Origin of the sequence: Spirosoma fluviale, from assembly GCF_900230225.1 — a bacterium.
GTDB classification, from domain to species: Bacteria; Bacteroidota; Bacteroidia; order Cytophagales; family Spirosomataceae; genus Spirosoma; species Spirosoma fluviale.
In genome coordinates this window covers 146,969-171,626 of sequence record NZ_OCNH01000010.1, presented here as the reverse complement: position 1 = coordinate 171,626, position 24,658 = coordinate 146,969, and the positions used below count along the sequence as shown (strand labels likewise).

At 50.7% G+C, this 24,658-nt stretch carries 17 protein-coding genes; 6 read left to right on the top strand and 11 right to left on the bottom strand.

The features are described from left to right. Positions 1 to 4: 4 nt before the first annotated feature. From CRO74_RS30810 to CRO74_RS30800, 3 genes are read left to right on the top strand one after another with little or no spacing between them, the layout of a single operon-like run. Complete coding sequence (locus tag CRO74_RS30810) at positions 5 to 1,501, top strand: hypothetical protein (protein ID WP_097132113.1); 1,497 nt, start codon at positions 5 to 7, stop codon at positions 1,499 to 1,501. 32 nt (positions 1,502 to 1,533) lie between these two features. Further along, the gene (locus tag CRO74_RS30805) at positions 1,534 to 3,153 is read left to right on the top strand and encodes a M48 family metallopeptidase (protein ID WP_097132112.1); all 1,620 of its coding nucleotides are present in this window, start codon (positions 1,534 to 1,536) and stop codon (positions 3,151 to 3,153) included. Continuing rightward, entirely contained in the window at positions 3,150 to 4,421 is a 1,272-nt protein-coding gene (locus CRO74_RS30800; RefSeq protein ID WP_097132110.1) for a caspase family protein, read from the top strand. The genes CRO74_RS30805 and CRO74_RS30800 overlap by 4 nt, the downstream gene beginning before the upstream one ends. 64 nt (positions 4,422 to 4,485) lie before the next feature. Here the strand turns inward: CRO74_RS30800 and CRO74_RS30795 are convergent, their stop codons facing one another. The 7 genes from CRO74_RS30795 to CRO74_RS30765 all read right to left on the bottom strand — a co-directional run bounded on the left by CRO74_RS30795 (position 4,486) and on the right by CRO74_RS30765 (position 17,194). Next, positions 4,486 to 6,003 (bottom strand): hypothetical protein, encoded by a 1,518-nt coding sequence (locus tag CRO74_RS30795; protein WP_097132108.1) that lies wholly within the window; start codon positions 6,001 to 6,003, stop codon positions 4,486 to 4,488. Then, positions 6,000 to 7,412, bottom strand: a complete 1,413-nt coding sequence (locus CRO74_RS30790; protein ID WP_097132106.1) for a DUF2135 domain-containing protein — start codon at positions 7,410 to 7,412, stop codon at positions 6,000 to 6,002. The genes CRO74_RS30795 and CRO74_RS30790 overlap by 4 nt, the downstream gene beginning before the upstream one ends. Next, a complete protein-coding gene (locus tag CRO74_RS30785) occupies positions 7,412 to 9,646 on the bottom strand; it encodes a S8 family serine peptidase (RefSeq protein ID WP_097132104.1) in 2,235 nt (744 codons plus the stop codon). Before CRO74_RS30785 ends, CRO74_RS30790 begins: the two co-directional genes overlap by 1 nt. Before the next feature lie 19 nt (positions 9,647 to 9,665). Further along, a complete protein-coding gene (locus CRO74_RS30780; RefSeq protein WP_097132102.1) occupies positions 9,666 to 12,458 on the bottom strand; it encodes a virulence factor SrfC family protein in 2,793 nt (930 codons plus the stop codon). 58 nt (positions 12,459 to 12,516) lie between these two features. Then, positions 12,517 to 13,371 carry a hypothetical protein gene (locus CRO74_RS30775; protein WP_097132099.1) on the bottom strand — a complete coding sequence of 285 codons (855 nt, stop codon included), beginning with the start codon at positions 13,369 to 13,371 and terminating at the stop codon, positions 12,517 to 12,519. A gap of 77 nt (positions 13,372 to 13,448) precedes the next feature. Continuing rightward, positions 13,449 to 16,589: a virulence factor SrfB gene (locus tag CRO74_RS30770; protein WP_097132097.1), complete on the bottom strand. Its 3,141-nt coding sequence runs from the start codon at positions 16,587 to 16,589 to the stop codon at positions 13,449 to 13,451. A gap of 92 nt (positions 16,590 to 16,681) precedes the next feature. Next, entirely contained in the window at positions 16,682 to 17,194 is a 513-nt protein-coding gene (locus tag CRO74_RS30765) for a hypothetical protein (RefSeq protein ID WP_144036014.1), read from the bottom strand. A gap of 325 nt (positions 17,195 to 17,519) precedes the next feature. On the opposite strand from CRO74_RS30765, the gene CRO74_RS30760 reads away from it, so the two are divergent. Continuing rightward, positions 17,520 to 18,305 (top strand): hypothetical protein, encoded by a 786-nt coding sequence (locus CRO74_RS30760; protein ID WP_097132094.1) that lies wholly within the window; start codon positions 17,520 to 17,522, stop codon positions 18,303 to 18,305. A gap of 60 nt (positions 18,306 to 18,365) precedes the next feature. Here CRO74_RS30760 and CRO74_RS30755 read toward each other — a convergent pair whose 3' ends face one another. The 4 genes from CRO74_RS30755 to CRO74_RS30740 all read right to left on the bottom strand — a co-directional run bounded on the left by CRO74_RS30755 (position 18,366) and on the right by CRO74_RS30740 (position 22,253). Continuing rightward, positions 18,366 to 19,904 (bottom strand): C1 family peptidase, encoded by a 1,539-nt coding sequence (locus CRO74_RS30755; RefSeq protein WP_097132091.1) that lies wholly within the window; start codon positions 19,902 to 19,904, stop codon positions 18,366 to 18,368. Positions 19,905 to 19,922: 18 nt separating this feature from the next. Next, positions 19,923 to 20,756 carry a tetratricopeptide repeat protein gene (locus CRO74_RS30750; protein ID WP_144036012.1) on the bottom strand — a complete coding sequence of 278 codons (834 nt, stop codon included), beginning with the start codon at positions 20,754 to 20,756 and terminating at the stop codon, positions 19,923 to 19,925. 40 nt (positions 20,757 to 20,796) lie between these two features. Beyond that, positions 20,797 to 21,420, bottom strand: coding sequence for an RNA polymerase sigma factor (locus tag CRO74_RS30745; protein WP_097132087.1), 624 nt, complete (start codon positions 21,418 to 21,420; stop codon positions 20,797 to 20,799). 227 nt (positions 21,421 to 21,647) lie between these two features. After that, positions 21,648 to 22,253: a hypothetical protein gene (locus CRO74_RS30740; protein WP_097132085.1), complete on the bottom strand. Its 606-nt coding sequence runs from the start codon at positions 22,251 to 22,253 to the stop codon at positions 21,648 to 21,650. 125 nt (positions 22,254 to 22,378) lie between these two features. On the opposite strand from CRO74_RS30740, the gene CRO74_RS30735 reads away from it, so the two are divergent. Together CRO74_RS30735 and CRO74_RS30730 are read left to right on the top strand one after the other, a co-directional pair. After that, positions 22,379 to 23,041, top strand: a complete 663-nt coding sequence (locus CRO74_RS30735; protein WP_097132082.1) for a response regulator — start codon at positions 22,379 to 22,381, stop codon at positions 23,039 to 23,041. Positions 23,042 to 23,145: 104 nt separating this feature from the next. Continuing rightward, positions 23,146 to 24,642 carry a hypothetical protein gene (locus tag CRO74_RS30730; RefSeq protein WP_097132080.1) on the top strand — a complete coding sequence of 499 codons (1,497 nt, stop codon included), beginning with the start codon at positions 23,146 to 23,148 and terminating at the stop codon, positions 24,640 to 24,642. Positions 24,643 to 24,658: the final 16 nt, after the last annotated feature.

Below are 24,658 nucleotides of genomic sequence, written 5' to 3'. Positions count from 1 at the left end.
CCCTATGAAACGACTGGTACTCTTGTTTTGCTTACTGCCCTTACTCGCCCCTGGGCAGTCGTCAATCCGGTTCTCGCGGGGAGACAGCTTAAAATTCATAATTGAGTGCCGAAATGCATTCGAACTGTATATTACCCACCTGAACGGGATCGTCACCGATGCCCCTTCGCCGGGCGAGGCTTTATTTTTCCAGCAAACCGTCAATAAAGAGCACTTTTTATCAGACTCGGTGAGGGTCTATGATGACGTAGCCGAGCGGGAGGGAGAACAATATCCGGCCACTGAGTATTTAGGGCAGTTTTATAACAAGCGAGCTGTTTTGACGGTCCCGTTCGGCAAAGAAAGTTACCGACTAGGTCGTACGCCCGCAGGAAAACTCGAACTGGTTACCTACGTCGAACAAAGTGTGGAGTTCGGCAAGGTGCTCAAAGCCCGTATCAAACGAAAAAATCTGATCGGGGTTCATTTCGTGTTTAGTGTCTTTGCGGGCAACAGCGGGTATGAGCCCAAGGACTTCCGAATTGCCCTGATCGAACGCATCAAGGCAATTCCGGCAGGTCTGGCACCCTTTCCCACATCCATTAACCTGGACTCGATTCGCGCTCGTGAGCGTGATTTGAGCTGGATGGCCCACCGGGTGGCGCGGGCCATTCGGGAAAAGCTTCCTGCCAATATCAAAACCGTTTACTTAACTAAATTCTCTTATGAGAACAGCAACATTACCAATCCATTCTCGGATGAACTGATGAGTGCGCTCAGCTTTCGGTTACGCACAGACGAAGGATTAACGGTCGAACCCGCTTCTTCGGCGCAGGGTGTTGGCGTTCGGGGAGCTTACCGCCAGAAAGCCGATTATGTTGAAGTAACCGCTGAAATCTATGATATATCCACAGACAAATCCCTGGTTGCTCTCAAACCGAACACCGACCTACCCATGAACTGGGTGTACGAAAAGGGGTTGAAACTTAAGCCGGAAGGAAATGATCAGGCCATTACGACGCAGCAAAAACTGAACGAAGGCGCGCCCCCTTCTCCGCCCGGCCCGCCCAAACCAGATGCGCTGAAAATACAGCTGGCCACGTCGGCCAAAGTAGGCAAGCACATTGAATTCTGGCAAAACGACACGCTTTACGTTAAAGTGCGGGTCAATAAACCCTGCCACGTACGGCTGCTTTACATCCAGGCCGACGGGTCACCTTCGCTGCTCTGGAACGATTACGAAATCAAACCTGGCCAGGAAAATCAGGACATATGGTTTCCCGAACCATTTGTCTGCGTGCCCCCCTACGGCCAGGAGACATTAATAGCTGTAGCGGCCAATAACTCATTTTGCCCGGTCAGTACCAAGCAAAACATCTACGGTGTCGATGTATTGGAGGGAAGCCTCAACGACGCACTTAAAAGCGTTCGATGTACTAGCCGAGCAGTGGGCAGAGTGCCTCAGCAAGCCGAAACCAGACTGGTTGTAACAACGCGCTCAACAGATGTTGCAAAAAAATAACGTACTCTTTCCTATTCTTCAATCAATTAATTATGAGAAATCTAATCCTTTCTAGTCTGCTTGGCACACTGCTAACCCTGTTGCCACACCTTTCCTTTGCCCAGTCGGAAGTGGCGCAAAGCGTAAAACTCGAGAATGCGACGATTGTTGAGTTCAAAGCTCCGTTTCGGGAGATGTATGTTTCCTTTGAAGAGGACGACGACAACAGACACAGTGTGATTACGATTCAGGACACCACGCTGTTTATGAAGAAATCAGCATTCAACAAGCGTAAAAAAAGTACGATCAAACCCGATGAATTCATGCAGGCCATTGATTTTCGGGCAGGTATGAAAATCAATCTACAGGTGGATTACTTTCAGATTACTCAGCGGAACCTGGCTATCCGTATCTGCTTGCAGGAAAAATACTATGGTCCGACCACTATTACCGGACTATACGAGCGGCTTGAGGGCGACAAAGCTACCATTGATGGCCAGATGGTGGTTCTTACACTCGATAAAGGCAAGTCTATTGAAGGGCGCGAGGAATGGAAAAACAAGAAATTCACCTCTTTCAATGACATGCAGCTTGGCAGCGAAGTGCAGGTATGGGGCGAACGTAAACCGGATGGTATTATTTACGCCACCAAGGGTACCAACCGGCCATCCATGATGAGCAAAGAGGACTACCTGCTGCGAAAGGCGACCAACCAGGAGTTGAAGGTCACCAAAAATGAACTGTCCATAGCTGAAGCGTGGAAATTTCGGTTTATCACCAGCACATCGGCTCAGGATTATATCAGCACTATTGGTCGCCAGTTAGTGCCAGACTATATCCGCTCACTGCCCATTGACCATCCCGATCATATAGACTTCAAGTTTTACCTGGTCGATGATGAGAGCTTTAATGCGTCCTCTTACCCCAATGGGTCTGTGGTGGTGCATAAAGGATTGCTTACCAAGATCGACAACGAAGCCCAGCTAGCGGCTATTTTAGGGCACGAAATTGCCCACGTTACCCAGAAACACCATGCCTCTCAATTTAGACGGCATCAGAACTGGGAGGCTATCAGTACGTTTGGTGCCCTGGTTGCGATGGGAACAGGCGACATTACACCAGCCCTGGTCACCAAAGCGGCTGGCGAAATGGCCGTCAGTAGTTTTAGCCAGCAGCAGGAAGCACAGGCCGACCGTATTGGTCTGCACTACATGGTGAAGGCGGGCTACGACCCCAGGGAAGCGGCCCTGATCTGGAAAAAATTAGCGGAAGAAGATAAAGACGACCGACAGAAAGGTCAGCGCCTGGCCGCTATGAACTGGCTTCAAAAATCCTACAGTGTAAACGCCAGCTCCCAGCAGGCATCCCTGACAAACAGTATTGCTCAACGCAACGAACAAGCCGCTCAGTTAGCACAGACAGCGGCCAATACAATAGAAACGCAACCCCTATTTCCATCACACCCTAAACCACGGCAGCGATTTACAAACGTTAATTTCCTGATTTCAACGGCCTATGCCCAACTCGACTATGCAACCCTGAAAGGGAATTCCGACAAATTCAGGAATGTAGTACAGCTGTTGGGAGGGAGTACGTCGGAAACCATAGTGCCGCCCAGGGTAACTGACAAAAAAATCACGCCTAAACCTAAGCCTAAACCTAAAAAAGCATGATGCCATTCCGAGTCATTACCTATTTTTTTAGCTGTCTTGTCTGCCTCCTGTGCTTACCTGCCTGGGGGCAGACGCTGCACTTTCTGGTCTTTACCGATACCGATGATCCCGATATTGGAGGTGCTACCTTAAAAACACATACATATTTGGTCAACGACTTAGCTCCTGCTATTGCCAAACAGGCTGGCCTGGCGCTTAATTTGTCAAATCATTTTGGTGGGCATTGCCGCGTCAATGAACTCGACGAAACGATAAGTCAATTGAAAGCCGGTCCTGACGATGTCATCTTTTTTTACTTTGTCGGACACGGGTGGAATAGTCGCCTGAATGACTATCCATCGCTAATTTTTGGAAATGCCAACACCGATCGTACGAGTCTCGAAACGGCTTCCCGTAATCTGCTCGACATTTATCAGCAACTCCGCGCCCGCAATGCCCGATTAACCATTGCAATTGGCGAAGCCTGCAACAAGGAGCGGTCCGATGAGCCCCCTCTCACCTCGGGGCGTGCGGTCGAAATCATGAAAAACACGACTTATAATCCACAACGATTTCAGCGGTTATTTCGCAACTATCGGGGTGGTTTTGTTATGAGTAGCAGCAAGCGGGGTCAGTTTTCGCATAGCGACCCTAAAGGGGGATGGATGAGCGTTTCCTGGCAGAACGCAGTCCGGCAACAGATGGCAGATGGGCAAACTGGCCCGGCTACCTGGGATAAGCTTTTAAAAGACGTTGTTCAGCAGACAGAAAGCCTGGCCCGTGCGAATGGCGACCCACAAAATCCACAAATCAAAAATGACCTGATCGACTGTCCAACCTGCCAAAAAGCGCCCCCTACCCCAACAGGTCCACCAGTTGCCCCGCCAAACGGCCCATGTCCGCCGGTCAATAGTTATGTCAACGAAACGGCATTGGCAGGCATCCGTGAAGATCTACCCCTGCTTCAGGAGATGTATGAAAATATCGACTCTAAAAATGCGAACGCCTATGCCGCTCAGTTTCTTCATTTTTATGAAAATCAAAAGCCCTTTTACGACAATCTTGGGGATGTAATTTTTTATAAAGCCAGCCAACTGCCGGAGCACTGCCGACCAGAATTTGAACGTAGTAGCAAGTGGGTTCAGGAAAGTACGGAGGAGATCACCGATCGCTACGATTCTGTGCAAAAATATGCGTTAAAACCGCTTCAACTGGCTGCACAGGCCCGCAGTGAACTTCCTTCGCTAATTGAACGACTAAAGGAGATCCTGAAAAAACTTGATAAGTAATGATCATGTTTGGCCGCTTACCGGCATAAATAAGGGTGTAATGATTTCTGACCTGTTTCCAAACTTAATCAGGGCAGTTAACTTTATAGTCCCAGACAGACTGCCCCGTAGCCCTTACCGTGATGTATCGCGATTTGAGTTTGATCGTTTCGTGAATCTGATCCAGGGTTTTGAAATCGTAGATCGTACTGCCGAAGTAGGTGAACAGGGGCTTGCTGTCTTCATCAAGGTCCTCGGCTCTACCGTCGAATACCTCCAGTTTGTCGGGGTAACTATCGGTATAATAGTCAAATACAAACTGACCCTCCTCCTTCACCAGATCATATTCAGCCGTTACAACCATAATTTTGGTGGTTGTATACTCGGGGTTAGAGCCTGTCTGCCCGCCATTGCAGGCCGATAGAGACACTGAAAAGTTCTCTTTGGGCTCTTCCAGAATAGACTTTTCGCTGATAATGGGTTTCTCGTGCTTCTGGAAGAAATAGTAGGCAACGCCCCCCGCCAACAACAGTAACAGGAGCAAACCCAGCAGGCCCAAACACCCGAGTCCTCGTTTTACGGGCTTTAACGGATCCGGGATAACGACGGGAATGAGGTATTCGGCCTGAGCCCGGCTGAAGGTGTGCGACTGGGCGAGTGGAGCGTTGGGTACTTTGTCATCGTAGCACTGAACGGCTTCGCCGTAAAAAACATCATCCCGAACGAGATAGCCATTCCCATCCGACACACCCAACACCGATAAGCCCTGATAGGCCAGCCGAACAGGATGGTTTGGCACTACCTTTCCCTGTTGGTTGATCACTTTGAAGCGCATGGGGAAGGGTAAACGGTTCAGCTTAACGGGATAAGGTACAGACGGCTCCCGCTCATCAACCAGCACTTGCTGAACATTTGCTTTCTGCCCATTTGCGTCTATCTGGTAAACAGTAACTTCACTCAAATAGGGCACTTCGGGCAACGTAACCGTACCGCTGGCATCCGTTGTTGCCTGCAGCTGACGGCCCTCCCATTCAATTGTCAGCGGTTCGTTCAGCGCTGCCATATTGCTGGACAGGTAGGTAGCCTGAAGCACTACGGGGGTAACGGCAAAAGGGGTAAGACCCCGAATCAGGTCATGGGGAGCATTGTCTTCATCGAGGGTAAACCCCCAGTTTGTCAGAACGAAGCAGGGACCAGCGGGCGTATCAAAAAGTAGAATGTGTTCTTCAGAAGGCACTTCCAGAAAACTTTCAACGGTTCGCCGGAGGGTAAGATACTGCGTCCGGTCGTACTGGCCCGGATTTCGCTTAACGTACTTTATAATATCGCGAAACAAATGATTGACCTGCTCATTAAAAACGGGTAACATCTGTGCCCGCTCTGTAGCCGAAAGGCTGGCCAGCGTTCGATATTGACCGGGGTAGTCGCCAAACCAGGTCAGGTGATCGCGGGCGGGACCGGTAACGAGGGGTTCGGCAAACAGATAACTGTGTTCGGGCGTGAACAATCCGCGTACCTGTTCGTAACGCTTGATATTTTCGCCAACGGACGAATAAACAGGCCGTAGCCGCTTTAAAGGGGTGGTGAGGATTTCACGTTTCATAAATCAATGATATTTACGGTCTGTCGTTCTTTTTCCTGACTGATCTGACCATTCATTTCAAATCGCTCGTTACCCTGTACGATGGTAATAATGAACGGAATAGGCTCGGCAGTGGCGGTTCGGCGTTTGTAAAGCAATACCTGAATCGCGTATCGACCGGGGTGCGCCTGCTCCCAGTAAATATTTTCCTGAGGCTGGTCAGTCAGATTATTGTCATCCGCGTTGGCATCAATATCCAGAATACCCACGTAGCCGTTGTAATCGACCCGACGGTGACTGTACGAAATCAGATTACCGCCGGGATCGCTAATCAGTAAGTCAAGATCATCCGTTGTTTTCCAACGGAGATTAACGCTAAACATGCCGCGCTTTCCCTGCAATTCGAGTGGCCTGAGTTGAACGACATGTTCTACCTCCGCTGGATCGAGCTCGCTCTGCTCATCCATATAATCGGCATGAGCGATGTTTATGCAAACCGGTTCATTACCGTACAGAGGTACATTGGCAAAGGAGGCCCAGCCTGACGTACCACTCAGTAAATCAGCGGAGAAGGGGCCTGACATAAGCCGCACCGTGGCTTTATCAATGGGTTTGTTTGTGTTCGTGTCAACCACCCGAATATCGAACGATTGCTCACGGGCAACAGGCTCCAGGGTGATGGTTGTGATCAGGGGCGTAAACCCGGCAAGAATCAAATCAGCCGCATCGCGGTCAACAGAGATCGTTGTGGTTGCCGAATGAAATTCATCAGCACTCGCTTCAACATCGAACACCGGAAAATCGAACGGAAAAATATCGTTGAAACTAACATTTCCCTGCTCGTTGGTCAGTAGCCGCCGGGTTTGCCCTTCATAGTGAAGTACGACCGCTGCATCCGCCATAGGTTGCCGGTCCGTCCGGGAAATGACCTTCACATTGAGCATCAGGCGGGGCGTTACCATCCCTTTAGTCAGCCGGGCGACTAATCCTCTGACGCTGTTAAAATCCGTCTTCAAAAATCCCCAATTGACCAGAACAGGGCGCTTCCCAACCAGAAAAACGGTGTCAAAATCAGGGATTTCAAAACAGTCGTCAAGCAACCGGCGCAAGTCGTCGGCGTCACGATGATGGCGGGCTAGTTCATAAGCCGCATCGGCGTAGTATTTGAGTATACGTTTCGTACGCTCCTGTTGCTCAGGCAGCAGTTGACTCAGTGCGACCACCTCCCCTTTCAGGGTCGTATACCACCGAATCTGATCCCCTTCGATGATGGGTTCAGCAAACAGAGCATGAAGGGTATGTGGCCGCAAAATGGCCTGCAACACCTGATACCGACGAATACTCTCACCAACACCACTACCAAATACCGGGCGCAAACCAACGGTTGGCCGTGTGGCAACTAACTGCCGGGATAAAAGCGATGGGTTCATTAGATAGCGGGCTGTTGACGTCGTAGTTTTCTTACTTCACGACGGAGGCTATCGATCGTCATGGCACAAGGGTCGCGCGGGGCCTTCCCGCAAGCCGCCAGCGCCTTGTTCAACTGAATCATCGGGCCAACGATCCGGCGACTATTCGAAACGGTCAGACCTGTTTCGATGAGAATCTGTCGAATTTGGTCCGTGGTCAGATCCGATCGAATAGACTTCATGAGGGCTACGGCTCCGGCCACCATAGGTGCGGCCATGCTGGTACCCTGATAAGCGTCATATCCTCCTCCAGTCACAGCATTGTAAATTTTTACGCCTGGGGCCGAAACGGTTGTGAAAGCCCCATAGTTACTGAAATCGGCTACGGGGTAAGCTCCTTTCTCATCGGGCAAGCCAGTAGCCGCCACGACAATAATATTAGAAGCCGCATTTTCAGCATCCAGCTCGGCCGGCAGATTATCGTTGCCTGCTGACTTGACAATAACGATACCGTTTCGGGCAGCCTCAGCATGAAACCGTTCATACAGCAACTTATCTGATTGATAATGAGCCGTCTGCCGATACATCTGCACAAAACCGGCTAGCTGCCGGGGCGACATCGCCCGTAATTTTTGCTGAATTTCCGGAGCAGGAGACGAACCGAGAGACATACTAATTACCTGCGCTCCGTGCTGCATGGCATACTGAATACCATAAATGATGGCCAGACTGGATATATTTTTGGCCCCGCCAACCTGTATCGGCATTAACCGGCACGCAGGTGCAATACCCGATGTACCTTCGTTGTTCCCCCCGCGACCGGCTACGGTACTGGCGGTATGGGTGCCATGGTTTCCACCCTCCACGTCGCTGGTATTGACAACGTTACTGCCCGTAACCACATTCCAGGGAGAAACCACCTGACCCGACAACTCGGGATGGCCGGTTTCAAAACCTCCATCCAGCACTGCCACCGTCACATCCGGTGATCCACGCGTAATGTCCCAGGCGGTAAACGCCTGTATAGCCGTAAAGTACCAGTTCGTCTGCCGATCAGACAAAGCAGGATCATTCGGATTCATGCCCGTTTCGAACAATGTCTCGTCAAACACTACATACACTTCCGGCATTTGTGTAAACCACTTGCGCCAGGTATCTCGCTCGGCCGTTGGAATCTGCACCTGAAGGGAGCGGTATACAGTATCGTAGGCAACAATCTGAAGGTCGTTTCCAGGGTACTGCTTTTTTATCTTGTCGACAAACGCCACCAGATTCTGACCCTTTTTCAGGAACATGTTCAACCGGTTTCCAACAATGGGTTTATGCAGAGAATCTGCGGGATCGGTAATGATCTGACTTGTATCGATAGGCGGGATAACGCCTTGCTGTGGAGGCAGGTGCGGGCTGGGGGCAACAATATCGGCCGCAGGACCACCCGGCAACCAGCTCGGCCACCACTGGCGGGGCCATAGCCACCAGCATAAACCAAGCAGGAGCAACAGCAGCAACAGACCACCTAGTAAACCGGCACAACCAAACCCACGGCCGCCACCCGGTCCTCCTGCGTTTCCTGTAGTGCCCAGTCCTCCGTTACGCCACCAGAATCGCCACCGCCAGAATTGCCAGAACCGGCTGCGCGTCGTGGCTACTACCGGCGGTACAGTGCTATCAACTACTGTTGCGGTAGCGTTCGAAGGAATTACCGGCGGAGGTACCACACCGGAAGTGGGTGAAGGAGCCGGAGAAACAGGAAGCGGTTCGGACTTTACAAATTGACTAATCCGAAACCGATCCTGCCGGCTCCGATCTGAGTCGAACCCCCAAAGGACTAACACGATCTGATTTCCATCGACCAGCACACAATCGGGCGAGGGCACTTCAATAGCCAATCGTAACAGGGCGGCCAGTTGACTACCTTCGGCCGATGGCGATTGATCCAGTTCATCAGCATATTGCCGAATATTGGTTAGTTTGGCATCCAGCAAAGCACTCACCCGTATCCGCTCATCGGCGGCCAGTTGCGTTAGCGTTTTTCCGGTGCGGAAAGCATCCGTAAACCATTTGGCTTCGACCCGTCCCTGCTCCTGGGGCGCAGGAATGTAAGGTTCGGATAATAGACTGGCGTAATCGTCGCCAAAGCGGTTCTGCAGGAGGGATCGCAGTTGCGGGTACCGGCTATGGACGGGCTGGGCCAGCCACAGAACAGCACGATAGGGAGCCAGCAAGGTGCTGAATACGGTATAACGGGCAGGCATGGGTGTGAATAGTAAGGAATTAGCACTGATAGTCAAGCCCTTTGATGATCACTTCGAGCAAGCCGTTAATGCGGGCGCGTTCGGGATCAGCAAGATTAGCCTCTCGTAATACGTTGTATTCAAACGACTGATAATAGCCTCGAAACCACTGGCTGTACCAAAACCTTCCGGGATCTTCTACCGTTGGTTGAAGGCTTGTTTTATCGGGAACGGTTAGAACGGTATCGTCAAAAATAGGAACGGCAGGTGCGTTGGGAATCGGCTGAAACAAGGCTTTGTTACTTCGTTTATCCTCGGCACTAACGCGTGACCAGCCCAGTGTGTTGACAAATTCATTGACGGCTGCTCGCCCGATACTCAATACGATTTCCAGATTATCAGGCTGTTCAATATAAAGACCCACCTTGTCGGCCAGCCGGTCTTTCAGCGTATCACGCTCCATACTGCGAACCATCTCTTCCATCAGAATGTCAGCTTCTTCCTTCTGGAAGCCAAACCCATGCAGGAAAGCCCGATCGTCGGCAGTATCTTTTAGTTGTCCTACCCAATGTCCCAGAAAAATCTCAGCATACCGATACGCCAGATTTGGGGCTAATTTGGCCTTGGTGGCAACTGACGGCGTCTCTTTAAAGTCGCCCAGCATATCCTCCAGAAAATCAACAACCGACTGCTGATTTGCCTGTTCTGTTGTTGCCGTCGTTGTTCCATTAGCCTCCTTCATAAACATATCGGGCTGGCTCATGGCATCAATAGCCAGCTGCCTGTCCCACATCCCACCGCCCGTGTGTTGTTCGGCCAGCGTAAGCGTAGCCAGCAACTGGCCCAGGCGTTTTTGCTGAACAACCAGCCCGAGGGGCAGTTTGATCCGCTCACGCCGTTCGCGGGCACGTTTGAGTTTTTCCTCCACCGAACCGCCCTCATAGTGCGCACAGAGTGCCCGGCCAATGCCCTGCCGCACCTCTTGTAAGGCACCACGAAGCTGCTCTTCCTTTATAGCTGGATGACAGGCAGGTAAGAGGTATTTGAGCAGATAGTCGATACCATTGTGGCTTGGCTGGGTGGCTTCTTGCCACGCCAGTAATGGATTATGAAAATGGTTGACGGCATGCCTGCTTTGCACGAACGACTGCTGTAGATCGGCAAAAACCGGTTCAAAGCGAGTACTATGTTCTTCAATACCATCAACCACCTGGTAAGCGACCTGAGAATAACGAGGGTCGCGAATCATGAATGTATTCTTGAAAGCGCCCTGGTTATTCCATTTCCGTGACCACTTATCCAGAGACCCTTTGTCAATCTCTTTGTCGAAGAACGTTTCGAGTCGTTTTTCCCAAATGTCGTCGTGGAAGTGAGGTTGCCCAATTTTTCCGGGATCACATTTATCGATCTCAACATTTATTTTAGTCAGAATAAGGAAAAATGGATTCACCCTGGCCACGTCGCCACGAACATCAGCCGGAATGAGTTGGTTTAACGCATTTTCGCGGATCTCCCGTTCTTCGGCGGTTCGACCCACGTTAGCGCCTACCCACTGGCTGATCATACTGTTGATATTAAGTTTCCCTTTCACATCATTCTGCCGATCGTCCATGCAGAACAGTAAACTGCTGATACCAAACGAATCGTTGTAGCTGTTGAAAAGATAAAATACTTTACCGCGCAGAAACGGAGCCATTTTAGCGTTTGTTTCTGTCGCTTTCTGATACACCACCTCTTCGGAGCCTTCCATACTCCTGGCCCCTGGAAAATCCAGAATATCAGCGTATTGCAAAAATCGACGGGTCGAGTGCTGTTCAATACCTTTGGGCAAGGGTAATACCAGCTCGGCGGTGATTGTGGTTAGAATACTGCGATTCAGCAAGTGCGACTTTCCATTGATCATGACATTAACGGAGCCCGTATCTCTTTCGGGATCGCCCAGTTCGTCGAATCGTTTAACGTCCACAATCGTTTGATGCTGAGGGGCAATTGCTTCCAGACCGACGTAGCCTTCGGCGGCAAAATTCAGTTCACTTAGCCCCTGACTAATCTGCCGGAACAGATCTGTCATAAACGCATCTTCGTGCCAGAGCAGCGAGAAAGCGGACCAGCGATCCACGGGGCGCAGTTGCGGGATCAGTGATGCTATTTTTTCCCAATAACCATATCGGCGCAGCGTTCCGATCAGGTCCATACCCTGAAAGTTACGATTCAGGTAATCGCGTAAATCCAGAACATCATCTTCGCTCATGCCCGGTTGTTCACCAGCCTGCCGCAGATCATTTAACGACGCGATCAGCTTATCCAGCTTTTCGGCCGTCAGTTTATCAGGATAGCTTGAATTAATGACGTTGTACTGGTACCCCAGCGCCATGATCTTCACCACGTCAATCTGGCTTAACAAGCGAACCAGATAACCCGGCTGGCCAGACTGATGATGGGTAGTAAAACGAGTAACCACACCGGTAGCCTCTGTACCACCCCCTTTGGGATTGATGTCGTCAATAAAACTAATGGGACCATCATGACCGATAATCTCCCGTACGCGGTCGGCGGGTAGGCCCGCATTATCGATCTGGAGAAGCGACTGGCCTGGAATACGGGCCAGGTTGGAAACGAGATAGGATTTGCCGACCTGGCTGATACCGAACATGGCCAGAGCAGGCCGAAATCCGGCAGCGTACTGGAGCCGTTTAGCCTGTCGGCGCAGTTTGCCCAATTCATCGAGCGTGCTGATGCGCTTTTCCGGCTCGGCATACTGATTGAGCCAGTTCAGTCCATTCTGAATACTTTTCTGTAACTGCTGACTTTCCGAGGTAAGATTCCCAAACATATTGATTATGTGTTTCTGTCTGCGTGTATTGATTAATGCCAAAACCGGCAAAACGTGATCAGGCAACGATCACATCGGCATACATGACCACCGTTCGCGACTGCCGCCGAATGATCGCAAACGACCGACCCTCCACGATGGTACTTCCGCTCAGCCCATGAACATTGTGCAAAGCCGGATCGGGCTGAGGGCTTTCTTCGGGCGAAACGAAAATGTAGTCCGGGAAGGGTCGGGAAGCCCATTGCGCCACTTTTTCCAGGAGCGCACGTCGCTGTGGGATGTGTAGCCCCGACAGTCCGGCCAGCAAATCGGTCAGGGCCTGATGCGCCTGTTGTAAATCGATCTGTACCTCACCCGCAGGATGGCTTACCACCGCCTTTACGCGTGTCCATCCGGGCACGAAGCCTTTCAGAAACTCGGCCAGTCCGGTTGTCGATTGGTGGGCAGCTTCCAGCAATAGTTCGCGAATCGGAACCTCGTCATCAGCGATGAAGAACGACGCCACAAACAGGTCGGTGGGTAGTAAGGCGGCCTGTTCTTTACGAAGTCGAAAGGCTTCTACTTCAGCCCGTTCGCGTCCGGCCTGGGCCTCGGCGGTGAGTTGTGTGCTTTTCTCGACAGCTCCCTGTTGCTCAAACTGCTCCCAGCGCAATCCTTCAATCTGTTGAAGTAAGGGACGTTGCAGTTCCAGGGTTAAATTGGCTACCCCTTCGCCAATAGCCCGAATGTCTTCTATGGGTAAGATCGTCTGCAAGGCCCGACTCAGCCAGTCGGCATCCGTCAAAACCTCGTCAGCGTAAGGCAGAGCGAAATTGGGATTCTGGCGAAGCCGTTGTATACCCTCCTTGCCTAACAGGGCAGAAAGATGCGTAACAAGCTGATCGAGTGGGGTATCTATCGGGTGTGGAGTCATAAACGGGCAAGGTATTCGGGAATACGGAAGTACGTTCAGCGTGGGACATCAACCCACCCTGAACGCACCGTTGAACACTAGTTGAGGTAGGGATCAAGGATGAAATTACCGGTATCGAGCCAGTAGCCATAAGGGTCGGTTAGTGTACAAAGGGCTAGCCGCAAAGCGGGAATGTCCTGTCCGGTAGCAGGGTCCAGTACTGTTTGGGGGCGTAACAGCATCAGATTTTCTTTATCGCGGGCGTTGGGTCGACGAATAGAAACCTCCAGAGGCATTTTAGGGGTAAGTAGTTGTGCCGCTCGCTCGGAGGCAAACTCGATTTTGTATAAGGGCGTGGCAATCCACCGGTCGGTGGGCATCTGACGCATACCTATAAACGTATTCTTGCCATTGTTAAGCCAGAACGCCAACCCGCCCGGATCTTCGGGAGTCGTCAGCAGATGCTCTTCTTTTACACAGGGCGGCTGACCCTCCGTTAATAAACCGATATAATCCGCCGTAGAGGTCATACGAGCGGCCAATAGGCGCGTATCGAGCCTAAATCCACTTAAATTTCCCAATTCGGCGAGTAGGGCAATAGCGGCTCCGACCGACACGCACGTTTTAGGGTCTTTGATGGTGTACTCGTGGGGGTCACTAAACGGATACCAGAAACTGCGGTTGGTGGCCACCCGAAGCCGATTCATGGGTACGATACGATCCGGAGAAACGGGTAGATTTTCCAGAAACATATCCAGTACCGCCGGGAGCGTAGAGGGTCGGCCCGACAGAAGTACGTAATCGCAGCCATACTGACCGATTATCCCGCAAAGATCCCGCAGCATCTGTCCCAGCACATTCCGAATCACCCGGGTATTAATTTCCGTTGGCGATACTTCCCAGGACATGAACCGAATATCGAACCCGGTAGCGCCTTCCTGCCGAAAGCCCTCGTTAACGTATTCCAGCACGCTGGGAATAGGCGCTTCCTGCTGCTGAAAAAATTCATCGAACGGCACGATACGCGTCTGATCAGGCTGGCTGGTGATCTGCTCCAGCATCCCCTGAGCGATAACGGTTGCAATCTGGTTGGCAAAGAGTTTTTTACGGGTGCGGGTCGCGTCGGTATCCGTGGCCTGATAGGGGCCAAACAATTTATACAGCACCTGACTGGCCCGACCACACCCCCGCTGACGCGCTTCGCGGGCAATCTGTGGCAGTACGCACTCTTCAATGAGCTTCTTAAGTACTTGATCACCGGCCACGTTGAAGCCCTCCCAAAATACGGGATTCGGTATCAACGTCGTGGTAGCACCCGGCTCATATTCATAATGACTGATCATGAGATCGGTGGTGCCGCCCCCGATATCTACGCTGGCAATCATGAGCGATTTCTGGTCCGGTGCCAGGGTACCAGCCCGCTGATGGCCCATCGTCTCAAACAACAATGGCGCATTACGCACGCCAAACCGATGAACGACCTCATTATAAAGAAACACTAACTGGCTGCACGTTGCTTCATCGTACCCCCAGGTCGTACGCATCCGACGGGGATTATGCTCTTCGCGCATTTCCTTAAGGTTACTCGGTACCTCATTCCGCTCATTTTCCGCCAGAATAGTATGATCCGGAATAATCTCAAGTTCGGGAGAAATCAATTTATATTGATTACCATAATACTCACGCAGCGACTGGAGTGCATCGGCGGCACATTCGCGGAGTTTTACCCGTTCCGACTTGGGCATGGCTGTCGGGCAGGTTAATACAACCCTTCGCAATCGACGGGGCACTCCAGCCTCGCCCGATTTTTCCCGGTATTCGAAGCTGTTGATGTAACTCATCGTTTGCAGCAGAATTTCGGCCAGCGCAAACGTCATCAACGAACTACGGGCGTACTGAGGTGTTTGCCCGGCAAAGTAAGGCAGCTGCCCATTTTTGGCAGCCTGTTGGTTGGCCTTACTCAAGAGGGCACCATCTCGGGTAAACAAATCCGTTAGCGGAAGATCAGTAGCCGGAGTGTCTGTTTTTTCGATATTTACGGAATAGAATCCCCAGGGTTTCTCGCGCCGTGTTTCGTCCCAGAGGTATCGCTTTGGTGATGAAAACGTTGTTTCGTATTGACCACTTAGCGACTGGTTGTCCCCGAATATAATCCCATAGCGGGTAGCCTCCGGCCCAACACGAACAGGGCTGGGCCAGCGGAACAATCGTGAACTTTTGGGTTCACCTCCGTCGCCAAAGGGAGCCTCCATAAACGCCATTTTCATCTCAAATGGCTTGCTACTCGTCTGGATTGGATTCCACAATTCACGAATTGTAAGCCGCCGGGCATCGGTCAAGGCTAATTCCGGGTCTCGCTCACGGGTTGTGCTGTCCATAACCAATCCGCAGGTGCGTGAATTACCGACATCCAGTACCAGGTTGACGTCGATCCGCTGCCCGGCTTCATCATCTTTCAACACGACAGCCGGAAAGGCATTGGCCTTTTCGAGGACACTAAGTAAGGTCATGTACATCCCGATGTGCAACAGTTGCTGGGGCTGCCCTTCGGCGGTTAACTGGCGGGGTAACCGGCTCCGGCGTTTGTACTGTTCGCTCTTGAGTGTATCACGTACCCACGCCTGCGACAGCCAGAATCCGTTGGTATCTTCATGAGTTGCACAAACGAAACGGGTTTTACCACCTTTCTGATCAAAGCTGTCGGGAATAAGGTAATAGGTATGGTTGGTATCGGGCTTGTCCTTATCATCGCAACGCGTGTCGAAGGCGAGCACTAGCTTGTGTGTATAATTGCTACCTTCCGGTCGGTCCTGGCTACTAATCCGGCCCAAATACATTCTGGCCCATTTGTGGGGACCGGGTAAAAAAGATTGGGGGTCGTAATCTTCAACCCGGAAAAACGGGGCTGGTAACCAAACGCCTTCGAGCATGTTCAAGGCATCTCGCCCCTGGATGTTAACCAGGTAATCTTCGCGCAGGTAAAGTAGATTTGCCGTGTTAATCTTGCTCTCGTCTATGCTTCGGTCGGCCCGGAAGGCTTCGGCATTAAGGTCGATTCGACTCACATACCGGCCATTTTCCATCAGGTAGGGCGTGGTCAGATAAACGCGTTCATTATCGGGGTCATCTTGTTCGGCATATTCAAAGCGCACTTTTGTTGCGGGCGATGCCTCACCAAGGTTTAGTAAAATATCGTAGAACTGAATGCCAGAATTGGCAATAAGAGAAATTGGGTTCACGGCTGGAGGAGAGTTTTAGTAGTGGACAGACTACAGGAGATAAGCACAATAGACTTAGTTTACAGCCCATTGATTGCCCACCTGTGACTTTACTATTCATACACAGGTTCGAGGTATTTCTCGGAGCCGCAACTGCGGCAAACAATGGCTTCCGGAATGTTGGGGGTATTGCAGGTAGCCCCATTTGCCAGTGTATTTTTGCAGAGTTTGTACTTTATCGCCTTCGGTGGGGCAATATTCCCGCCACTATTCTGTATAACGGGACCCTCGTCGGCCGGGCGGAGTTTAAAATACTGTTTGTCCGATTGCCAGCCATCCATGCCAAGCCAGGCACCGTTTTGCTCAATACCAATCACATCGCCGGATGGAACGGGTCGACGGCTGCCTTCTCTGGGAATACCGGGTTTTTGCGGGACTGCTTTTAGCCCTCTAAAATCGACTTCGAACGAATACTCATTTTTATGTACCTGAACGATTTGGTTCGCACTACTCGCCAGTTGATTAATGGCTTCAGTTTGCGTAAGGTAAAAGCTCTGGCCCAGTGTGGGAAAGATCAATTTCAGTTTACGGGGATCAGTTTCCTGCTCCCAGGTAGCTTGTGGCATAAGATTCAGTGAGGTTTGAAAGCGGAGAGTGGGCTGGAAGGGGTAAATGATGCCTAATGAAATTGATACTTCATGGGCATCATTTAACCAGACAACCAGCAAAGAAAAATTTATGGTGTGGATAAATCGGCAGATGTAAAGGTGCGGTTTCAAGGTCCACTATCAAATACCCACTTTCTGGGATTTACACTAATGGTTTGCATGATTTTCAGAAATTTAAGCAGGTAAACAGTGGGTTTGTTGTATCATTGATTTACCAAACTGTTCCCCGGACACTTATTGATGGCCACTCTGGTAAAAACGTGATCATCGTTGCTACACATTTATGCAAACGTCTTCCACTCCGCCTGTTTCAGAACCTTGCCCAAAGATTAACCCCTATCACATTGCCAAAGAAAAGGGCTGTGGTCAGGCCAATAACTGCCCTTATAAAACCAAACCGGAGCTGATGAGGCCGGAGGACTTCGGACCCGGCGACGTTACAATCAGTTATAAAGACATCAAGTGTGCGCTTTGCGGGCGGGAACTGAAAGAAAAATGCCCAACGCCCCCTCCTCCACCCTGGCAGACATGGCTCAAAAAAAACTGGTTTATCCCGGTTGGTATTCTGGCGTTAGTTGCTCTGGCAATCTGGTGGAATATGCAACCTGAAATATGTTCTGAGGGCAAAGTACAGGGAGACACCTGTGTGGCATCAATCAAGTATGAAAAAGTGTGTGACGGGAAAGGCGGCTTTAAAACCGGCGATAAAATAGGACAATGCAACTCAATTCCTCTTCCGCCTGAACCATGCAAAGAGGGTACACGCTCGGGAACGATGTGTGATGAAGTCACCCATATTCAATACGAAAAATTCTGCGATGGAAAAGGCGGCTTCCGGCGTGGAAAAGTGCTAAAACGAAATAGCACAGATTGTGGCTATCCCGTTAAACCACCTCCTGTCAAATATCCCGATATGCCCGAAAGTGGCGAAGGCTACGGATCTGTATTTATTGATACGCGAGACAATAACTGTAAACAGCGTCTGTTTGAAGACGGTAAACCGAACGGGTCTAAAATTCTGGTCGACGATCCAGCCTGCCAAAACGCTCCCCGAATGACACCCCGATAAAAACCCGTTTACCATGACAGCCTCAGGTACTGTCATGGTAAACGACATTGCACAGGATCGTCAACGATGATCAATCAGCACCAGTACGAGCAGTACGCTCCCAGTCGCATCGGGTCGCACCGTAAACCGAATCCGGTCGGTCTCATAGTGCACCTGAGCGGGCGCAATGACTTCGGTAGCCGGAATAAGTTGCTGCAATTGAGCAGGTCGCGACGCGTTGCGGGCCGATACCCAACGCCGGGCGAGCTGGCTCTGATCCTGAGGCCGGTTAGCCAGCAGGAGCACTAGATAGTCGGTTCCAGCCGTGGAGTCGAGTTCAATGTAATTTGAAGGCGGGTAACTAATTGTTGTAGAAGCCCCCAGCAGCGGACTAAACTCAGTCGTTTGCCCAGCATTGGTTTCTGTATACGGATAGAGTTTATCCAGAGGGGCGTTGGGGCTGTTGTCGGTACCGAACACATAGAGATAAGCCTGACGGTCGTTACTGATCGAAAATTTGAATGAAGTTCCCGTCGAATAAGATTGGCTCATTCGATAGGTAAGTATGCCGGTGCGCTGTGACGTTGCGGCATCGAACTGTGCGGGCATCGAACCACCTTTTTGCTGCTCAAACGATAGTTCAGCCTGCAAGCCCCCAATGGCTTTTCGGTCGGCAGTTTCAAGCTGCGGGTAGACCTGCACACCATACCGGGTAAAAGCGGCCAGGTCGGCATAGCGTATCCAGCAAAAGCCGCCATCTGCCCAGTCTTCGCCCCGGCTATTGACGATGCGAAAAGCCCCTCCGAATTTAGAATTATCGTACCCCAACACACAAAGGGCGTGTCCCCTGAGGGTAGTCTGACGAGCCAGTACGCCCGCCATTTTGGACTTAACGGCGTTTGTTTCGTTGGCGGTGGGTTCCCAAAGTGACGCTTTCAGGTTTCCAAACGAAGGAACAACCAGAAAACTCACCACCACAGGTAGTCCTTCCGTTAACGCTGTTTTCAGATGGCTGATTCGTTCTTCCGGCGAATCCGTCAGGCCAAAAATACGCTGGGCTTCTGCAATTCGGTTGGCCTGTGCCTGTGCCCGTAGCTTAACCGTAGTCTGGCCGCAGGCCGGGTAACCAAGCGTTTTCAGGGGAACGATTCCACGCTGACGTATGACCTCAATAGCCGCATCGACATTTAACCCCTGACTACAATCGTAATCGTTGGGCAGTTTGGCTTCTTCGTACAGAAACGTTGGCGAAAAAGCCAATTCGGTAATGCGGTTACGATCCGTCAGGTGTTGTCGCTTGGCCTCTATAACGGTACGCAGATAATACCCCAGTGCAAACGCCATGCATGTACCCTGCCGCTCCTGACTGGCTGGCCTGGGACAGTAATTTTCATACATAACTGCTGACGGCAGGTTTCGTAAACCTCGTTTGGTCAGGACGGGTGGCTTAATGGGCAATCGCAGATAACTCTGGTCATCCATAATCAACCCATAATTAAATTCCTGTGCCCGTCCTTCCAGGCAAACACTGGTTACCAGCATAACAGCCAGCATAAGCACGAATTGCCCCCTTACCAGCCGGCCGAACAGCCAGGTAACACGATGATACACTACTTGCATGGTGTGGAAGAGTTTAGCTTACATCATTTCTTTTTTCAATCGCCGGGCTTCGGCTTCATACGGGTGACCTTTGGTACGGGCAATACGTGACAGGATAGCGCGTGCCTCGCGGGGTTTATCGATACGCAGATAGGCCAGACTTAAATACCATTCGGCCGTAGCACGCCAGTGGCCGGGGTAGCCTTCCAATACAATTTGTTGAAGAATTGTCGCTGCCTCCTGGTCACGTCTGCGTTTCAGAAGGCTGGCCCCTCGCAGCACATTGGCGGAGTCGATCGCTACCGCAGCAGAATCGTCGGGAGCGGCAGCGTCGGTATCAGGGCCGGGGCTAAACACAGGTGCATTTTTCGGGGAGGCCCGAAAAAACGCATCAGCCAGCAGATGGTCTGCATTGGCAGGGTCGACCGGGGGGGCTGTTGAAGCAGAGTCGACCGGGGTACTGGTGGGTATTGAGTCGGAAGGAGGCCGGTTGTTAACAGGTGGCGTTGGGCGGTCGGTTTGGGCTACGGGTGTTTTTGAGCCGGTACGTGTTGGCTGCTGGAGTAAATAAATAAAAAGACCCAGTAGCATAACGACACTGGCGGCAGCCACCCAGGCCATCGGGCGCCCCCACAATGGTTTCACAAGCGGGGATCTGTCCAGATCATTTTCGGGCTCCGACCCGGACTGACTACCCGACGGTATCTCATCGTCCATCGACACGTTGATACGCTTAAGCATGTCGGCGGCTTCGCGTTTATACGCTAACAATTGCATTCCCCGCTGGATAGTGCGCTGGTGGTCGACCTCTTCCCTGAGCAATGGATTCTGTTCAAGTTCAGCGTCGAATGCGACCCGTTGAGGTTCTGTCATTCGGTTGAAAATATAAGCCAAAATGGCCTCTTGTTGCTCTTCAGACAGATTCTCCACGGCGGATAGCGTTAAAATGTTTATCAAATAAAGTGTTGAATTGTTTCTTGGCCCGCTGATGGAGTTGCCGAACCGACATGTCGGTATAGCCATCTTCTTTGGCAAAATCGACAAACTTCTGCCCGTCGACATAATGCCGCCACATCAGTTCCTGGTTAGCGGGAGTAAGTTCGGCGAAGGCCCGTTCCGAAGCCCGATGAGCAGCCATATCATTGTCGGTTAGCTTGTACCAATCGTCAGGCTCATTCGTTTCCCGCTCACCGGTAAAGTCGGCAATGTCAATCATAGGGAGGTATTTCTTTGCTTTTTTGAGGTGGTCATGCCAGAGGTTTACGCAAATCCGGCCCACATAGCCAATGGGTTTGAAGCCCTTGCAGGTAAACTTACCCGATGCAATGGCATCCAGAAATATCATGACGGTATTCTGCATGGTATCTTCTGTTTCTTCGGGTGTCAGGCTATTACGAAGGGCAAACTGATAGAAGAATTTTTTCAGACGCCGGTTCATATAATCCCAGGCTCGTTCGTCCCGGGGATTTAACTGAGTGAGCGCTAAACAGAAACCCATTGGATCTTTTTCGTAATCGGTCGGATAGACTTGATTCATTAGCTGGTCATTATGTGTTAGTTGGCAGCAACTTCTTGTAAACATACACACAAGAACAAATTAACTCACCACTGATTCTACTGGAATAACAGGCAAATTCCGGCCTGTCTTTCTATGAGCAGGCTTTTTTGCCGGTAAGTAAATAAAGAAAAAACCGGCCTGTCCGGTACCCCGTCAGCAACAGGATTGTCTCTGACGAAGCACCGGACGGGGCGGGTTATACGCACTTATGCTACCTGATTTAACGAATGAGCTGTATTGATGAATGGGCCGGTCATGGGCTGACTGAACTCGCGGGTGGTAAACCGAAAGAAATCGAACCACAACTCCTCCCGTCGGGCAAAATAGAGCCAGACGCGTTGCTGCTTCCCACCCAGTAAAACAGTACCATCAAAGAGTGGGTGTTTAACGACCTGCATCTGGAAATCACGGATTCGGGCATAAACCGTTCCCCCCAGCACAATACCTTTTCCGGTAGCGTAGGCATCGGCCAGCATAAATTGATACACCTGCCAGCGACCCGCCCGGCCCAACCCGGACACGTCCATCCAGATGGCCCCGATCTCGACAATATCGTCGGGCGAGATCTGATGCTGCGCCAACAGGGCGGCCTGCGCGGTCGGGGTATGCACAGCCAGGTAACGATAGGGAGCCTGGTCATTGACGCAGTAACCCGCCAACCAGCGGTCAGGCTGCTGATCATCGTAAAAGATTCGTACTGTACCCTGCAGTAGAAAATCGGCATCGACGGGCATGCCCCCGCTACGCCCTGCGTACACCTTGCTAAAGCGATTCAGATCAATTTCTGTATTGAGTATGCTGGTGTGTAACATAGTGCCATTGTGTTTGTGTACAGGGATCTATGTCACTTGTCCTTAAAATGTGATCATTGACATGTTGCTGTTTTTTTGCGCTTCGTTACGTATCTTGAGCCCTCATTTAAATTGCTATCCCCCAAATGATTACGGAGAAAGAGATTAACATTTTGCTGGTTGATGACCACAAACTCGTTATCGATGGTCTGTCGAGTTTACTTCACGACGATACCAGAATTCGAGTAAGAGGGGTGTTTACCAGTGGCCTGGAAGCGCTGGCTTTCATTGGCGAGAACAAATCGCAGCAGTTGATCGATATTGTCATTAGCGACCTGCGCATGACAACCGGAGTGAGCGGACTACAGTTTGCGCTTCAATTACGGTCGATATCGCCGGAAACGAAGGTAATTATCCTGAGCATGTCCGAATCGCCCGACGATGTGCGGGCAGCCATCCGCATGGGCGTATCGGGTTATATCTCCAAGAGCCAGGATGTTCGCGATATTCGCAAAGCCATTCATGAAGTTATGCGCGATAGTAGCCGGACCTACCTGAGTCAGGAAATCCTGCGGCTGTTCATTGATTTATCAAGCCCGCAACATCCGGATGAAATTCGGCAGTTAACCAATCGTGAACTGGAGATTTTGAAATTGATTGCCTCGGAGCACACCACATCCGAAATCGCCGACCAGCTTTTCATTAGCGACGCCACCGTTGACACACACCGGCGCAATATTATCCAGAAACTGGGCGTGAAGAGTATCGTTGGCTTAACCAATTTTGCCATTCGGCATGGGTTGGTGTAAAAAAAGTGTCCATAAACTGATAGCGTTTTGCCAGTAAGTGGCATTGATAGACAGCAGGGTTGCCTACTTAATCTGTTGGCCTGACATTCCCACTGCCCGAATCCATGAAAACATGCTACACCTCCCTGGTGGCTGGCTTGCTATGCCTTACCACCCAACTGCTACCAGCTCAGCAAACGCCCGTTCAGTTTAATTACGCCGGTAGCAGAATTCAACGGGCACCAAACGCAAAAGTAGAATGTGGTGATCAGATCAAGATTACGGCAACAGGCGAAGTGATTGTTGGTATGCTTGCCGGAAAACGCACGCCTGTCGGTGTACCCGAGTATAGCGGTAACCAATACAATACGTTTCGTAACCTGCCCCACGGCGCACTTATGGTGTGTGTACTGGAAGAGGGTGCAGAATTTAATCTTTCCAACTACGCTTATCTGGGCTGGGAACTGTGCGGAAGTTCATACACCTTCACGGCAAAAAAAAGCGGCTTTCTTCTCTTCGATATCAATGACGATTTAAACTGGCGGTGGGACAACAAACCCGTTGGCAATGGCTTTCAGGTTAGCATCACGCTCCCCAGCCGAACGAAAACACCCGGTGACCCAAACAGTAAAACGGTCATTGGTGAACTGGCCGATAGTAAAGTGTACAGGCTAGGTAATAAGGTGAGCTACGACTGTAAACTATATGATAGAAAGCCCGATGGCTGGTGGGAAATCACCGACAAAGACGGGAAACCACTGGGCCTTTGCAGCGACAAGGAGCCTTATGTATATACCTACATCGGAAAAAATGAACAGGCAAAAACCGATAACGACGTATACGCTGATGTGGAGACACAAAAGTACGTAGTCTACCGACGGAAGAAGGTAGAAATATCCCAAATTGACAAACGCTGGTATTTACAAGACAACCGGGGGGCGTGTGAAGGTATCGTTGACCTGGAAAATGGTCAATTTTCCGTTCGGGAAACGAGTGATCGGTTAACCGAGATACTCAAACATCTGAACCGAAACCAGTTTAACCAGGAAGCTAAAGGGCAACTGACGTATTTATGCTCCCGGCGTGTAAAGTTGATTGGTAAACATCGATATTATGTGGATCAGTCAGGCTGTGTATGGACCTTATTATTAGAACGAGAATCGGTGTACCATCTAAATCCAGATCCCCCTCATCAGATAGCGTTTAAACTGGTCCGTATGGCATCGGGAGGAGCCTCTTTTGAGACGGTTCGGGTACCAGCAAACGACGAAAGTCGAACTAGCCTTTACATTATTGGCAACAATCGTGCTTATCAACTTAACGGACGCACATTTTACTCTGTCAATTTACGCGATACCGAAGGACGAGGCTCATACAACTATGCAAACTCAACTTATGGCTCAGTGAATTTCTCAAGCCACTATTGGGAGGATATGGCAGATCATAGTAGCTTTTTCGGTAAAGACTACAAAGATTATATGGTATTCCCTGAACGATTTGGCACACCTAATACTAGTGAAACAGCTTTTATCCAACAAATACGAAGCATACCTATGGATTATGAAAATGAACGTAGTTGTCCGGTTAGCAACAATGGAACAAATGGATTTAATTATCCATAGCCATTGGTTGGCTTGT